The organism is Sphingopyxis sp., from assembly GCF_036675685.1.
Lineage (GTDB): Bacteria > Pseudomonadota > Alphaproteobacteria > Sphingomonadales > Sphingomonadaceae > Sphingopyxis.
In genome coordinates this window covers 1-14,107 of record NZ_JAKFEM010000008.1, presented here as the reverse complement: position 1 = coordinate 14,107, position 14,107 = coordinate 1, and the positions used below count along the sequence as shown (strand labels likewise).

Here is a 14,107-nt window from a genome sequence, read left to right as displayed (position 1 = left end):
AAAATGTATGTATGACATACAAAACAAGGATATGGGAGAGGTCGTAATATGGCCGACGTCACGCTCTACCACTGGGAGCCGAACGCCAATTCGGGCAAACCGATGCTGGCACTCATGGAAAAGGGCGTGCCCTTTGCCAGCCACTATCTCGACCTGCTCAATTTCGATCAGCACCAGCCCGATTATCTGGCGATCAATCCGCAAGGCACGATCCCGGCGATGATCCACGACGGGCGCGTGCTGACCGAATCGACCGCGATCATGGAATATGTCGACGAGGCGTTCGACGGCCCGCCGCTGATGCCGGGCGATGCGCGCGACCAGTGGCGGATCCGCTGGTGGATGAAGTTCATGGACCAGTGGCTGGCGCCCAGTTTCAGCATGTTCGGCTGGAGCATCTTCGTCGGGCCGGCGGCGCGGCAGAAAGATCCCGCGGTGCTCGAAGCGGCGATCGAGCGCATCCCGCTTCCCGAACGCCGCGTCGCGTGGCGCAAGGCGATCTATGGCCTGTTCAGCGAAGAGGAAATGGCCGAATCGCAGCGCCGCATCGCGCTGGGGATCGGAATGCTGGAACAGGCGCTGTCCGAACGCGAATGGCTCGCGAGCGATCACTATAGCCTGGCCGACATCAATGGCTTCAACCTCGCCTTCGCGCTGCCGCTGTCGCAGCCCGACCATGCCAACGACACGCTGACCCCCCATATCATGCGCTGGCTGCGGGCGATTTATGCGCGTCCCGCAACCAAGGCTTGCTGGGCGATGGGCAAGACCGATCTCGCCAAGCGCGTTGCGATCCTCGAGCAGGAGCAGGCCGCATGACGATGACGCTTTATCACGGCGAACCCAATGGCCCGTCGCTGACGGTGCTCGCCATGCTCGAAGAAAAGGGGTTGGTTGCCGATCTGGTCCGTATCGACCTCGCGCGGCTGGGGCGTCATGGGACGGAATGTCCGCGCAACATCATGGTCGATATGAGCGTCGAAGGCGAGGGGCCGGTGCTGGTTGTCGATGGCGAGGCGATGTCGGACAGCCTGTTCATCGCCTGCTACCTCGACGATGTGGGCGACGGTCCCGCGCTGCGGCCCGCCGATCCCTATGCGCGCTGGGAAATGATGATGTGGTGCCGCCAGATCATCGAGCGGCTGGCGCCCGCCGCTGCCTATCTGGGCTGCAAGGCCTATCTTCACGACGCATTGGGCGCGATGCCGGACGCGGACTATGCCGCGCGTGCGGCATCGATCGGGAGCGTGGACCTGCGCGAGCGCTGGGACGATGTGCGGCACGGAAATTTCGCCGGCGACAAACTCGCCGACAGTCGCGCCAAGGTGGTCCAGGCGGTCGAACGCTGCGAGGCCAGGCTGGCGGACCGCGAATGGCTGATCGACGATTTCTCGATCGCCGATCTTGAAACCTATGCCTGGCTGGCGGGGATGACGGAACTGATGCCCGAAGCATTCGGCGGGGCGCCGCGGACGCAGGGCTGGCTGTGGCGGGTCCGGACCCGCCGCTCGGTCTCGCGGACGCTGGCGCTGGCATCGGTCGTCGAGCCCGGGAAAAGCTGGGCGCCCGGTCCCGAAATCAACCGCTGGGGATAGGCGATGCGCGCGATAGACTATTTCGATCGCGGGCATGACCGCGATCCGGCACGCGCGGCGCTGATCGACGCGGATAGTGGCGAGGCGTACAGCTTTGCCGAAACGAAACGGCGGACCGAACAGATCGCCGCGGCGTTGCAGGCGAACGGCTTTGCCAGCCAGCAGCCCGTTGCGCTCTATGCGCCGAACAGTGCTCAGTTAATGATCGCTTTGCTGGCAATCTGGCGCGCCAACGGCGTCTGGGTGCCTGTCAACACGCGGAACGCCATCGACGCCAACGCTGCCTATCTCAACTATGTCCGCTGCGAATGGCTCTTCTATCATTCGAGCCTCGCGGGCGAAGTGACGGAGCTGCGCGCGCTCTGCCCCGCGTTGACCCGCGTGGTTTGCATCGACCAGGCCTTCGGCGATGATCCGTCGCTCGCCGAATTCATCGGAGACACCGCCGCCGACGATTTTGTCGAGCCCGCGACCGATGCCTTCGGCAACATGTTCGAACGCGTCGGTATCTTCCCGACCGGCGGCACCACCGGCCCGTCGAAGGGTGCGAATGTCACCAATCTCGGTTGGGGGACGATGATCGAGACCGCCGCCGATGCGATGGGCGGACGCACCGATGATCCTGTGGCTTTGGTGTCGGCGCCGATCACCCATGCCGCGGGTCCGATCGCGCTCGCGACGCTCAGTCTGGGGGCGACGCAAGTGATCCTGCCGGGCTTCGACGCCGACCGCGTATTGCGCACGATCGAAGAGCGCCGGGTCAGTCATATGTATCTGCCGCCGACCGCGCTTTACCAATGCCTGGCCTCGCCCGAGGTCGACGCCCATGATTATGCGTCGCTGCGCATCTTCATCCTTGTCGGCTCGCCCTGTTCGCCCGAAAAGCTGCGCATCGCGGTCGAGAAATTCGGGCCGTGCATGTGCCAGTCCTATGGCCAGGTCGAATGTCCGATGATCGTCGCCTGGCTGCCGCCCGAAATCGTCGCGGCAGCTGCGGCGGGCGACCATCCCGAGCGGCTGGCGAGTTGCGGGCGGCCAACGCGCTCGATCAAGGTCGCGATCATGGACGACGACGGCCGCCTGCTGCCGACGGGTGCGGCGGACGAAATCGTCGTGCGCGGCGTGCTGGTGTCCGACAGCTATTTCGAAATGCCCGAAGCGACAGCGGAAATCCGCCAGTTCGGCTGGCACCACACCGGCGACATCGGCAAGTTCGATGATGACGGTTTCCTCTATATCGTCGACCGCAAGAAGGACATGGTGGTGTCGGGCGGCTTCAACGTCTTCACCGCCGAGGTCGAGGCGGCGATCACCGAATTGCCCGAGATCCGCGAGTGCGCGGTGTTCGGCATTCCGCACGAAAAATGGGGCGAACAGGTTCATGCCGTCGTCGTCGCCGGGGACGTCACCGCCGATGCCATCATCGCGCATGCCAAGGCGCGGCTCGGCGGGGTCAAGGCGCCCAAATCGGTCGAATTCGTCGATGCCATCCCGCGCACCGCGGCGGGGAAAATGGACAAGAAGCTGCTGCGCCGCGCCCATTGGGGCGACGTTGCGCGGATGGTGAACTAGCGGGATGGGCGGGGAGAGACGGCGGATGGGCAGGATCGGGTTTCGCAAGGGCGCCTTTCTGTGCCTGCTGGCGCTTGCCGGCTGTTCGGGCGGCGGCGATGCCGGTGAAGCCGGGGGCATCGATGCGGCGCGCCTGGTCGAAGCGGACGCCGACAGCGCCAACTGGCTGTCCTATGGGCGCACCTATGACGAGCAGCGCTTTTCGCCGCTCGACCAGATCGGCACCGCCAATGTGGCTGACCTCGGGCTCGCCTGGTATGCCGACATGGACAGCGCGCGCGGGCAGGAAGCGACGCCGATCGTCATCGACGGCAAGATCTATATCACCACGGCCTGGTCGCGGGTGAAGGCCTATGACGGCCAGACCGGTAAGCTGCTTTGGGAATATGATCCCAAGGTGCCGGGCGAAACGGCGGTCAAGGCGTGCTGCGACGTCGTCAACCGCGGGCTCGCCGCCTGGGGCAACCGTCTCTATCTCGGTACGCTCGATGGGCGCCTCGTCGCGCTCGACCGCGACAGCGGCAAGAAGGTCTGGTCGAAGGTCACCGTCGACCAGTCGAAGCCCTATACGATCACCGGCGCACCGCGCGTTATCGACGGCAAGGTCATCATCGGCAACGGCGGCGCCGAAATGGGTGTGCGCGGCTATGTCGCCGCCTATGATGTCGACGACGGCGACGAGCTTTGGCGATTCTACACGGTGCCCGACGCGCCGGGCAAGAACAGCGAGCCGCATTTGAAGGCGGCCGAGGCGACGTGGAAGGGCGAATGGTGGGCCCTGGGCGGCGGCGGCACCGTCTGGGACGCCATGGCCTATGACCCCGAACTCGACCTGCTTTATATCGGCGTCGGCAACGGCAGCCCGTGGAACCAGGCCTATCGCTCGCCGGGCGGCGGCGACAATCTCTATCTCTCGTCGATCGTCGCGCTGCGTCCCGGAACGGGCGAATATGTCTGGCATTACCAGACGACGCCGGGCGAGACCTGGGACTTCACCGCGACCCAGCATATCATGCTCGCCGACCTGACGATCGCGGGCAAACCGCGAAAGGTGCTGATGCAAGCGCCCAAGAATGGCTTTTTCTATGTGCTCGACCGTGCGACCGGCAAGCTGATCTCGGCGAAAAACTATGCGCCGGTCAACTGGGCGAGCGGGATCGACCTCAAGACGGGGCGGCCGATCGAAAATCCCGACGCGCGGATCGACCGGACGGGCAAGCCCTTCGTCGTGATGCCCGGTCCGGGCGGCGCCCACAATTGGCAACCGATGGCCTTCGATCCCAAAACGGGTCTCGTCTATATCCCGGTCCAGCAGGGCGCCTTTCCTTATATCCCCGAGGCGGGGTGGAAGAGCGCGAAGCAGGGCTTCAATACCGGAATGGACTTCGCGGCCGGGGCGATGCCCGCTGACCCCAAGATCCGCGCCGCCGCGCTTGCCGCGACGACCGGGGCGCTGGTCGCTTGGGATCCGGTGGCGCAGAAGGAGCGCTGGCGCGTCCCGTTCAAGGGGCCGTGGAACGGCGGCGTGCTGGCGACCGCTGGTGGGCTTGTGTTCCAGGGCAATGCCGCGAAGGAGTTTGCGGCCTATGATGCCGCGACCGGCAAGCGGCTGTGGTCCGCCGATGTCCAGACCGGGATCATGGCGGCGCCCGTTACCTATCGTATCGGCAGCGACCAATATGTCGCGGTGCTCGCGGGTTGGGGCGGATCGTGGGCGCTGTCGCCTGGCATTCTTTCGGAAGTCGCGGGGCCGGTGCGCAACATTTCGCGCCTGCTGGTCTACAAGCTGGGCGGGCAGGCCAAGCTGCCGCCCGAACCGCCGCTCAGCCAGTTGCCGCTCGATCCGCCGCCGGTGACCGGCACGCCGGCACAGATTGCGGTGGGGAGTGCCGGCTACGGCCGCTTCTGCGGCGTCTGCCACGGCGATGCCGCCTATGGCGGCGGCGTGTTGCCGGACCTTCGGCGCAGCGGCCTGCTCGGCGATGCCAAGGGCTGGGCGGTCGTCGTCCACGACGGCGCGCTGAAGGACAATGGCATGGTGTCCTTTGCCAATGTCCTGTCGCGCGAGCAGATCGAGGCGATCCGCCACTATGTCATCCATCGCGCCAATGAAGACAAGAAATTGGGCCTTAAATAGGATCGGAACCGAATATGGGTATCACTCTCTATACTGCCGCAACCCCCAATGGCTGGAAGGTTTCGATCGCGCTCGAGGAAATGGGGCTGCCCTATGATTGGAAGCTGATCGACTTTGCGACCAACGAGCAAAAGGCCGACTGGTACACCGCGATCAACCCCAACGGGCGGATTCCGGCGCTCGACGACGACGGCTTTACCCTGTTCGAATCGGGCGCGATCCTGATGTATCTGGCGGAAAAAACGGGCCAGTTCCTGCCCGCCGACGTCCAGGGGCGCAGCCGCGTCGTCCAGTGGCTGATGTTCCAGATGTCGGCGGTGGGCCCGATGATGGGCCAGGCCAATGTCTTCCTTCGCTACTTCCCCGAAAAGATCCAGCCGGCGATCGACCGTTACCAGCGCGAAGTGACGCGGCTGTTCGGCGTCATGGACAAGCAGCTTGCGGCCCATGAATATATCGCGGGCGACTATTCGATCGCCGACATGGCGCTGTGGCCGTGGGTTTCGGGCTATGACTGGTCGGGCGTGACGATCGACGGCTTCGATCATCTGCAGCGCTGGCTGACGCTGGTCGGCGACCGCCCCGCCGTGCAGGCGGGGCGCGACATTCCGATCAAGCGCGACCGCGCGGCAGAGATCGAGCAGGCGAAGAACACCGGTCCGCAGATGCTGGCCTAGGCCGCGCCGAGCTCGCAATTCTTGCGTCCGGGCCACGGATATGTTTGTATGTGACACAAACTAAATCGCCATCGATTCGGAACCCTTGCCGATCGGCCGGACGCCATGAGAGAGGATAGACAAGTGAACGACCTGACCCCCATCAACTATCAGCAGGCGGCCTATTCGATGGCGGCGAAAAGCTTCCTGTCGCGCTCGCCGAAACTGTTCATCAACAACGAATGGGTTACCTCGTCGCACGACGCGACCATCGCGGTCGAGGATCCCTCTTCAGGCAAGGAAATCTGCCGCATCGTCGATGCCTCCGACAAGGATGTCGACCGCGCGGTGGCGGCGGCGCGCACCGCGTTCGACGACGGTCGCTGGACCGGCCTGCCGCCGATGCAGCGCGAACGGATCATCAACCGCCTCGCCGACCTGCTCGAAGCCCATGCCGACGAATTCGCCGAGATCGAGGCGATCGACAATGGCAAGCCCAAGGGGATGGCGGCGGCGGTCGACGTGCCCGGCGCGATCAGCCAGCTGCGCTTCATGGCCGGCTGGGCGTCGAAACTGAATGGCGAGGTCATCCAGCCCTACACGATGCCGACGGGCGCGGTGTTCGGCTATACGCTGCGCGAGCCGGTCGGCGTCGCCGCGCAGATCGTGCCGTGGAACTTCCCGCTGTTGATGGCGTGCCTCAAGATCGCGCCCGCGCTCGCCGCCGGTTGCACGCTGGTACTCAAGCCCGCCGAACAGACGCCGCTCACCGCGCTGCGGCTGGCCGATCTGGTCGCGGAGGCGGGCTTCCCCGCCGGCGTCGTCAACATCATCACCGGCAATGGCCACACCGCGGGCGACCGGATGGTCAAGAATCCCGACGTCGACAAGGTCGCCTTCACCGGATCGACCGAGATCGGCAAGCTCATCAATCGCAACGCCACCGACACGCTGAAGCATGTAACGCTCGAACTGGGCGGCAAGTCGCCCGTCGTCATCATGCCCGACGTCGATGTCGCGCAGGTCGCGCCCGGTGCCGCGGGGGCGATTTTCTTCAACTCGGGCCAGGTCTGCGTTGCAGGGTCGCGGCTGTTCGCCCACCGTTCGATCTTCGATCAGGTGATCGAGGGCGTCGCCGCGACTGCGCCCTTTTGGGCCCCGCGCCCGTCGCTCGATCCGCAGGCGCATGCCGGGCCGTTGGTGTCGAAGGAACAGTTCGACCGCGTGATGGGCTATATCGAGGCGGGCAAGCGCGACGGCGCCAGCGTCGCGATGGGCGGCGATGCGCCGAGCGCGGACGGCTATTATGTCAATCCGACGGTGCTGGTCGACGTGAACCCGCAAATGAGCGTGGTGCGCGAGGAAATTTTCGGCCCCGTCGTCGTCGCGCAGCGCTTCGACGATCTCGATGAAGTCGCCAAGGCCGCGAACGATACCTGTTTCGGCCTCGGCGCCGGCGTGTGGACCAGGGATGTGGCGACGATGCACAAGCTCGCGGCGAAGATCAAATCGGGCACCGTGTGGGGCAATTGCCACGCGGTGATCGACGCTGCGCTGCCCTTCGGCGGATACAAGGAATCGGGCATCGGCCGCGAACAGGGTCGCCAGGGTGTCGAGGCTTATCTGGAAACCAAGTCGGTCATCATCCAGTTGTAGGCGGGGCGGGTCAGGAGAGCGCCGATGGCTTATGTCCGGGACGCCTGGTATGTGGCGGGGTGGAGCCGCGACCTCGGTCCGGCGCAGCCCTTTGCCCTGTCGATCCTGGGCGATCCGATCGTCCTTTATCGCAGCGAAAGCGGCCGGCTGGTCGCGCTGGAGGATCGCTGTGTCCACCGGCTGGCGCCGCTCTCGCTGGGCCGCTGCGAGGGCGAGCGTCTGCGCTGCATGTACCATGGCCTGCTGTTCGATCCCGACGGCCGTGTCGCCGAGATACCGGGGCAGGATCTGGTTCCGGCGCAGGCACGGGTCCGATCCTATCCGGTGGTCGATCGCCACGACTGGATCTGGGTGTGGATGGGCGATGTCGCGGCAGCCGACGAAGCGCTGATCCCGTCGGCGGTGGGATTGTCAGATCCCGATTGGATCTTGGGTCATGGACAAATGGACTATGCCGCGGAAGCGCGGTTGATCTGTGACAATCTGTGCGATTTCTCGCATCTCAGTTTTGTCCATGCCAACAGCTTCGGCGCCAGCGAGACCTGGGCGCGCAGTCGTCCGCGCGTCGTTCCGCTCGACCGCGGGGTGCGCTTTGAACGCTGGATCGTCGGCGAGCCGCGTATGTCGGGTCGCGGCGAGGGCAACGCCGATGTCTGGCAATGGTATGATTTCATGGTCCCCGGCATCCTGCTGATGTCGAGCGCGGTCTATCCCGAAGGCACCGCGGCAGCGTGCGGGATGAACGCCCCCGCGCCCGACCGGGCGCTGACCGGCGAGGGTGTCACTTTCACCAGCCAGGCGGTCACCCCGCTGACCGACCGGACGGCGCGCTATTTCTACAGCTGGGGTCCGCGGCGCGATCAGGGCGACGCCGCGCTACGCGACATGTTGATGGGTATGGCCGACCAGGCTTTTACCGAAGACCGGCTGATGATCGAGGCGCAGCAGCGCGTCATCGACGCGACGCCGAACCCGCGGATCATGCCGACCAGCGCCGACAAGGGTGTCACGCTGTATAATGGTCTGGTCCATAAACTCGCCCGCACGCCGGGCATGGCAATCGAGAGTGCAGCATGATCGACCTCAGCAAAATCAGGGCGATCGACGTGCATGTGCACGCCGAAGTGTCCTGTCACGATCCCGAAGACCCGGTGATGGGCAAATATTTCGACGCGGCATCGGCCTATTTCAAGGCGCCGCGCGAGCGCCCGAAGATCCCCGAAATCATCGACATCTACCGCGAACAGCAGATTGCCTTCTGTCTGTTCACGGTCGATTGCGAGAGCGGCATCGGGGCAAAGCGCGTCTCCAATTACGAGATTGCCGACTATGCCGCGAAAAACAGCGACATCTGCATGGCCTTTGCGTCGATCGATCCGCACAAGGGCAAAATGGGCGCGCGCGAGGCGCGCGATCTGATCGAGAATTCCGGCGTCAAGGGATTCAAGTTCCACGGCATCATGCAGGACGCGCATCCTGCCGATCGCATGGCCTATCCGATCTATGAGGTGATCGCCGAATATGGTCTGCCGGCGATCTTCCACACCGGCCATTCGGGTATGGGGACGGGGATGCGCGGCGGCGGCGGCGTACGGCTGAAATGGGGGCAACCGATCCTGATCGACGATGTCGCGGTCGATTTTCCCGACATGAAGATCATCCTCGCGCATCCGAGCTGGCCGTGGGTCGACGAAAGCCTGTCGATGGCGCTGCACAAGGATAATGTGTTCATCGACCTGTCGGGCTGGTCGCCGAAATATTTCGCGCCGCAGATCATCCAATATGCCAACACGCAGCTCCGCAAGAAAATGCTGTTCGGCAGCGATTTTCCACTGATCCACCCGCAAAAGTGGATCGACGCCGCGCTGCAGGTCGGCTTCAAGGAAGAGGTTCTGCCCGGCATCATGAAGGATAATGCGGCGCGGCTGCTGGGCCTCGCCTGATGGATTTTGGCGGCCGCCATATTGCCGTGACGGGGGCGTCGACGGGCATCGGGCGCGCTACGGCGCTGCTGCTGGCGAGCCGGGGGGCGCGGCTGTCGCTCGTCGCGCGCGGCGCCGACAAGCTGGCCGACGTTACCGCCGGCATCCGGGCGAAGGGCGGGGAGGCGGTGCATTTCGCGGCCGATGTCGGCGATCCGGCGGCGCTCGCTGCCGCCTTCGATGCGGCAGAGGCCATCTTTGGTCCGGTCCACGGACTGTTCGCCAATGCCGGGACCGGAGGGGCGTTCGGCCCCGTCGCCGCGTGCCCCGATACACTGTTCGACGACGTGATCCGCGTCAACCTGACCAGCGTCTTCTGGGCGATGAAACGCGTGCTCCCCGCGATGGTCGAGCAGCGCTCCGGCGCGATCGTCGTCACCGGCAGCCTCGCCAGCGAGCGCGGCATGCCGGGCAACGCCGCCTATGTCGCCTCGAAGCACGGCCTGCTCGGCCTGGCCCGCGCCGTCGCCGCCGAGGCCGCGCCGCATGGCGTTCGGGTCAACTGCGTGATCCCTGGCCTCATCGAAACGCCGATGCTGGCATCGCTCGATAGCAACGCGACGGCGGAAGAGCTGCGCGACAGGCTGGGACCGTCGGTGCCCCAGGGACGCATCGGTTCGCCGGAGGAGGTCGCCGAGCTGGCGTGCTTCCTGCTGTCGGACGCCGCCAGTCACATCACCGCCCAGTCCATCGCCGTCGACGGCGGTATGCTGGGCACCCTTTTGCCCTAGGACAGGAACATCATGGCCCTTCGCTATTATCACGCCGAACCGGTTGCCAATTCGCTGAAATCGATGATCCCGCTCAAGGAAAAAGGGCTGGAATTCGAAAGCGTCTATGTCGATCTCCACAAGTTCGAACAGCATTCGGACTGGTTCGTGAAAATCAATCCCGAAGGCCAGGTTCCGGTGCTCGACCACGATGGGCAGATCATCACCCACACCACGGTCATCAACGAATATCTGGAGGACGTGTTTCCCGACATCCCGCTCAGACCGCGCGATCCGGTCGGTGCGGCGCGGATGCGATATTGGAACAAGTTCATCGACGAACATGTGATGAACCATGTCTCGATGCACGGCTGGCATCGCATGGTCGGCGTGATTGCCCGCAACATCGAAAGCGGCGAGTTCGAAAAGCTGCTGGAAAATATCCCTTTGCCCGATCAGCGCAAGAAATGGCTGACCGCCCGTTCGGGGTTCAGCGAAGCCGATCTGGCGAACGCCACCGACAAGATCGTCTATGCGGTCGAAAAGGTCGAAAAGCAGCTTGGCGAAACACGGTGGATCGCCGGGGATGATTTCACGCTCGCCGACATCAATTTCTATTCGCATTGCGGCATGATGGTCGAACGCATGTTCCCCGACCTCGACATCGCGCAGCGCGCGCCGCGGCTGGTCGAATGGCGCGATCGGATGAGCGCGCGCGATGGCGTGGCTGCGGCGCTGGCGATGCCCGATCACACCAATCCGGCGCTGCGGACCTTCACCGGCCACGCCCGCTAACAGGGAGAATCGATCATGCGCGCCTGGCAGATTCCGGCTGGTTGCACCGAACCGGACCAGATCGGGATGATCGCGGCCGACAAGCCCGTACCCGGGGCGGGCGAAGTGTTGATTCGGGTCAGGGCCTGCTCGCTGAACTTCCGTGACCAGCTGATTCCCAGGGGCCGCTACTTCGGCGGACCGGTCGCGAGGGCGGGCACGCCGCTGTCCGATGGCGTGGGGACGATCGAGGCGCTGGGCACCGGGGTCGATGGGCTGGCGGTCGGCGACCGCGTTGCCGGCACCTTCTTCCAGGACTGGCTCGACGGGCGGCCGACCCCCGCGACGGGCGATGCTCTGGGTGCGCCGCCCGCCAAGGGCATGCTGGCCGATTATGTCGTTCTGCCCGCGCGCGGCGTGGTGCCGCTGGCCACCAGCCTGTCGTTCGAGGAAGCGGCGACTTTGCCCTGCGCAGGCGTCACCGCCTGGAATGCGCTGTTCTGCGGGCTTCGGCCACTCAACCCCGGCGATAGCGTCTTGTTGATCGGCAGCGGCGGGGTGTCGTTGCTCGCGCTGCGCCTTGCCAAGGCGGCCGGCGCGCGGGTCATCGCGACCTCGTCGAACGATGCAAAGCTGGACCGGCTGCGAGCGCTGGGCGCCGATGAGGTCATCAACTACCGCACCGAAGCGAACTGGGGCGCAAAGGCCGCCGAGCTTGCCGGCGGCGGCGTCGATCATGTCGTCGAGGTCGGCGGGCCGGGGACGCTGGCGCAATCGATGCAGGCGGTGGGCTTTGGCGGCGAGATTGCGTTGATCGGGGTGTTGTCGCTGGACGGCGATACCAATCCGATGCCGCTGATGGTCAAGGGCGCCAGCGTGCGCGGCATCTTTGTCGGATCGGCGCAAATGGCGCGCGACCTCAACGCCTTTATCGACCGGCACCGGGTAAAGCCGGTGATCGACCGCCAGTTCGACTTTTCCGACGCCCACGCCGCCTATGCCTGGCAGGCGTCGCCGGAGCTGTTCGGCAAGGTCGTCATCGCCAATCCCGGCGCCTGAACGTGGCGACCTTCGTCCTGATCCACGGCTCGTGGCACGGTGGCTGGTGCTTCGATCCGGTGCGCGCAATCCTCGAAGGCGCGGGCCATGATGTGATCGCGCCCGACCTGCCCGGCATGGGCGGCGACGAAGCCGCCCTGCGCGCGGTGACGCTGCAGGGATGGGCCGATTTCGTGGCAGATCTGTGCCGCGGCGCGATGCAACGCCCGGTCGTACTGGCGGGGCATAGCCGCGGCGGGCTGGTTGTCAGCCAAGCGGCCGAAACGGCGCCCGACGCGATCGATGCGCTCGTCTATATCTGCGCGATGATGCTGCCTGATGGCACATCGCGCGCAATGTTCAAGGCGATGGAGGGGCCGAACCCGTCCTTCGACGCGATTATCGCGCCGGTGCATGGCGGGGCGGGGACCGCTGTCGATCCCGACGGCGCGCGCGAAGTGTTCGCGCAACTTTCGCCGCCCGACCTCGTCACAGCGGCGATGGCGCGGCTGGTCGCCGAACCGCATGGCCCGCGCGCGGCGCCGCTGCGCCTGACGGCGCAACGCTTCGGGTCGCTGCCGCGCACCTATGTCGAGTGCACCGCGGACCGGACGATCCCGATCGCCAGCCAGCGCCGGATGCAGGCACTGGTGCCGGGCGCGGACATCGTCACGCTGGACGCCGACCATTCGCCCTATCTGTCGCGGCCGGCCGAGCTGGCGGCGGCGCTGATCGCCGCCGCCGGGCGCGTCAGTCCCTGAACACGACCGTCTTGCCGCCGTTGAGGAGCACCCGGTCCTCCAGGTGATAATGTACGGCGCGGGCAAGGACGCGGCGTTCGATGTCGCGGCCCTTGCGCACCAGGTCATCGGGCGAATCGGCATGGCTGATCGCCTCGACGTCCTGATGGATGATCGGCCCTTCGTCGAGGTCGGCGGTGACATAATGCCCGGTCGCGCCGATCATCTTCACCCCGCGCTCGAACGCCTGATGATAGGGCTTGGCGCCCTTGAAGCCCGGCAGGAAGCTGTGGTGGATATTGATGCAGCGCCCCGACAGGAAGGCGGCGAGATCGTCCGACAGGATCTGCATATAGCGCGCGAGGACGACCAGTTCGGCTCCGGTCTCGGTGACCAGCGCCTTGATCTCAGCCTCCTGCTGCGCTTTTGTATCCTTGGTGACAGGCAGATGGTGAAACGGCGCGTCGCCGATCAGCGAGATTTTCAGGGCCTCGCGCGGGTGGTTGCAGATGATGCCGACGACATCCATCGGCAACTCGCCGATCCGCTGCCGATAGAGAAGGTCGCCCAGGCAATGGTCGAACTTCGACACCATCAGCATCACCTTGCGGCGGTCGGCAGCGCCGCGGAGCGTCCAGGTCAGCGCATTGGCCTCGGCAAAATAGGCAAAGGCGGCGCGCAGGCGTCCGGCACCGGCGCCCTCGGCCAGCGAAAAGACGACGCGCATGAAGAACCGGCGCGATTCGGCGTCGTTGAACTGCTGCGATTCGTCGATGTTCCCGCCATTGTCGGCCAGAATGCGGGTGACGCCCGCGACCAGGCCGGGGCGGTCATCGCAGGAAAGGGTCAGAATATGGCGATTTGACGACATGGCGTGTCCATTCTCCCAAAAACATTGTTTGTGTTGCATACAAATTTTGGTATGCGTTGCCTATAATTTTCTGAGGGCGAGGAGAGAGGGCAAGCGTCGATCGGCTGGAGAGGCGAACTGCCGTGATATGCGGCGCGATGGCCCGCTATTAAGCCGCCCGTCGCGGCCTTACCCGAGCGACATATATTTCCCATGTTCGCAAAAAGGCCTTTGCGAACATGGCTGATTATCGCCCACGCATGAAAGGGAGGATTGCCATGAAGACCCGCGCCGCCGTTGCGTTCGAAGCGAAGAAGCCGCTCGAGATTGTCGAGCTCGACCTTGAGGGGCCGAAGGCGGGCGAGGTGCTGGTCGAGATCATGGCGACGGGCATCTG

General features: G+C 65.0%; 13 protein-coding genes and 1 pseudogene. 13 read left to right on the top strand and 1 reads right to left on the bottom strand.

Going from position 1 to position 14,107, the window contains the following annotated elements:
• The first annotated feature begins 48 nt into the window (after positions 1–48).
• The 12 genes from V6M50_RS04450 (at position 49) to V6M50_RS04395 (ending at position 12,881) form a co-directional block, all read left to right on the top strand.
• Positions 49–819 (top strand): glutathione S-transferase family protein, encoded by a 771-nt coding sequence (locus V6M50_RS04450; protein WP_332817342.1) that lies wholly within the window; start codon positions 49–51, stop codon positions 817–819.
• Positions 816–1,595 (top strand): glutathione S-transferase family protein, encoded by a 780-nt coding sequence (locus V6M50_RS04445; RefSeq protein ID WP_332817341.1) that lies wholly within the window; start codon positions 816–818, stop codon positions 1,593–1,595. Before V6M50_RS04450 ends, V6M50_RS04445 begins: the two co-directional genes overlap by 4 nt.
• Before the next feature lie 3 nt (positions 1,596–1,598).
• Positions 1,599–3,167: a class I adenylate-forming enzyme family protein gene (locus V6M50_RS04440; RefSeq protein WP_332817340.1), complete on the top strand. Its 1,569-nt coding sequence runs from the start codon at positions 1,599–1,601 to the stop codon at positions 3,165–3,167.
• Between the two features lie 25 nt (positions 3,168–3,192).
• Complete coding sequence (locus tag V6M50_RS04435) at positions 3,193–5,304, top strand: PQQ-dependent dehydrogenase, methanol/ethanol family (RefSeq protein WP_332817339.1); 2,112 nt, start codon at positions 3,193–3,195, stop codon at positions 5,302–5,304.
• A 14-nt stretch (positions 5,305–5,318) separates the two neighbouring features.
• Positions 5,319–5,981, top strand: a complete 663-nt coding sequence (locus V6M50_RS04430; protein WP_332817338.1) for a glutathione S-transferase family protein — start codon at positions 5,319–5,321, stop codon at positions 5,979–5,981.
• Positions 5,982–6,104: 123 nt separating this feature from the next.
• Positions 6,105–7,616 carry an aldehyde dehydrogenase family protein gene (locus V6M50_RS04425; RefSeq protein ID WP_332817337.1) on the top strand — a complete coding sequence of 504 codons (1,512 nt, stop codon included), beginning with the start codon at positions 6,105–6,107 and terminating at the stop codon, positions 7,614–7,616.
• Between the two features lie 24 nt (positions 7,617–7,640).
• Positions 7,641–8,693 carry an aromatic ring-hydroxylating dioxygenase subunit alpha gene (locus V6M50_RS04420; protein WP_332817336.1) on the top strand — a complete coding sequence of 351 codons (1,053 nt, stop codon included), beginning with the start codon at positions 7,641–7,643 and terminating at the stop codon, positions 8,691–8,693.
• Entirely contained in the window at positions 8,690–9,559 is an 870-nt protein-coding gene (locus V6M50_RS04415; RefSeq protein ID WP_332817335.1) for an amidohydrolase family protein, read from the top strand. Before V6M50_RS04420 ends, V6M50_RS04415 begins: the two co-directional genes overlap by 4 nt.
• Entirely contained in the window at positions 9,559–10,329 is a 771-nt protein-coding gene (locus V6M50_RS04410) for an SDR family NAD(P)-dependent oxidoreductase (protein ID WP_332817334.1), read from the top strand. The genes V6M50_RS04415 and V6M50_RS04410 overlap by 1 nt, the downstream gene beginning before the upstream one ends.
• 12 nt (positions 10,330–10,341) lie before the next feature.
• Positions 10,342–11,103, top strand: a complete 762-nt coding sequence (locus V6M50_RS04405) for a glutathione S-transferase family protein (protein ID WP_332817333.1) — start codon at positions 10,342–10,344, stop codon at positions 11,101–11,103.
• Positions 11,104–11,118: 15 nt separating this feature from the next.
• Positions 11,119–12,141: a zinc-dependent alcohol dehydrogenase family protein gene (locus V6M50_RS04400; protein WP_332817332.1), complete on the top strand. Its 1,023-nt coding sequence runs from the start codon at positions 11,119–11,121 to the stop codon at positions 12,139–12,141.
• Between the two features lie 2 nt (positions 12,142–12,143).
• Positions 12,144–12,881: an alpha/beta fold hydrolase gene (locus tag V6M50_RS04395; protein WP_332817331.1), complete on the top strand. Its 738-nt coding sequence runs from the start codon at positions 12,144–12,146 to the stop codon at positions 12,879–12,881.
• Here V6M50_RS04395 and purU read toward each other — a convergent pair.
• A complete protein-coding gene (purU, locus tag V6M50_RS04390; RefSeq protein ID WP_332817330.1) occupies positions 12,871–13,731 on the bottom strand; it encodes a formyltetrahydrofolate deformylase in 861 nt (286 codons plus the stop codon). The genes V6M50_RS04395 and purU overlap by 11 nt on opposite strands.
• Before the next feature lie 257 nt (positions 13,732–13,988).
• Between purU and V6M50_RS04385 the strand changes: the two are divergent.
• Positions 13,989–14,107, top strand: a pseudogene (locus V6M50_RS04385) (S-(hydroxymethyl)glutathione dehydrogenase); the annotation flags it as partial.

Coding starts and splice junctions, on each gene's coding strand:
- V6M50_RS04450 (WP_332817342.1), top strand. CDS start 49: ATGGCCGACGTCACGCTCTACCACTGGGAGCCGAACGCCAATTCGGGC.
- V6M50_RS04445 (WP_332817341.1), top strand. CDS start 816: ATGACGATGACGCTTTATCACGGCGAACCCAATGGCCCGTCGCTGACG.
- V6M50_RS04440 (WP_332817340.1), top strand. CDS start 1,599: ATGCGCGCGATAGACTATTTCGATCGCGGGCATGACCGCGATCCGGCA.
- V6M50_RS04435 (WP_332817339.1), top strand. CDS start 3,193: ATGGGCAGGATCGGGTTTCGCAAGGGCGCCTTTCTGTGCCTGCTGGCG.
- V6M50_RS04430 (WP_332817338.1), top strand. CDS start 5,319: ATGGGTATCACTCTCTATACTGCCGCAACCCCCAATGGCTGGAAGGTT.
- V6M50_RS04420 (WP_332817336.1), top strand. CDS start 7,641: ATGGCTTATGTCCGGGACGCCTGGTATGTGGCGGGGTGGAGCCGCGAC.
- V6M50_RS04415 (WP_332817335.1), top strand. CDS start 8,690: ATGATCGACCTCAGCAAAATCAGGGCGATCGACGTGCATGTGCACGCC.
- V6M50_RS04410 (WP_332817334.1), top strand. CDS start 9,559: ATGGATTTTGGCGGCCGCCATATTGCCGTGACGGGGGCGTCGACGGGC.
- V6M50_RS04405 (WP_332817333.1), top strand. CDS start 10,342: ATGGCCCTTCGCTATTATCACGCCGAACCGGTTGCCAATTCGCTGAAA.
- V6M50_RS04400 (WP_332817332.1), top strand. CDS start 11,119: ATGCGCGCCTGGCAGATTCCGGCTGGTTGCACCGAACCGGACCAGATC.
- purU (WP_332817330.1), bottom strand. CDS start 13,731: ATGTCGTCAAATCGCCATATTCTGACCCTTTCCTGCGATGACCGCCCC.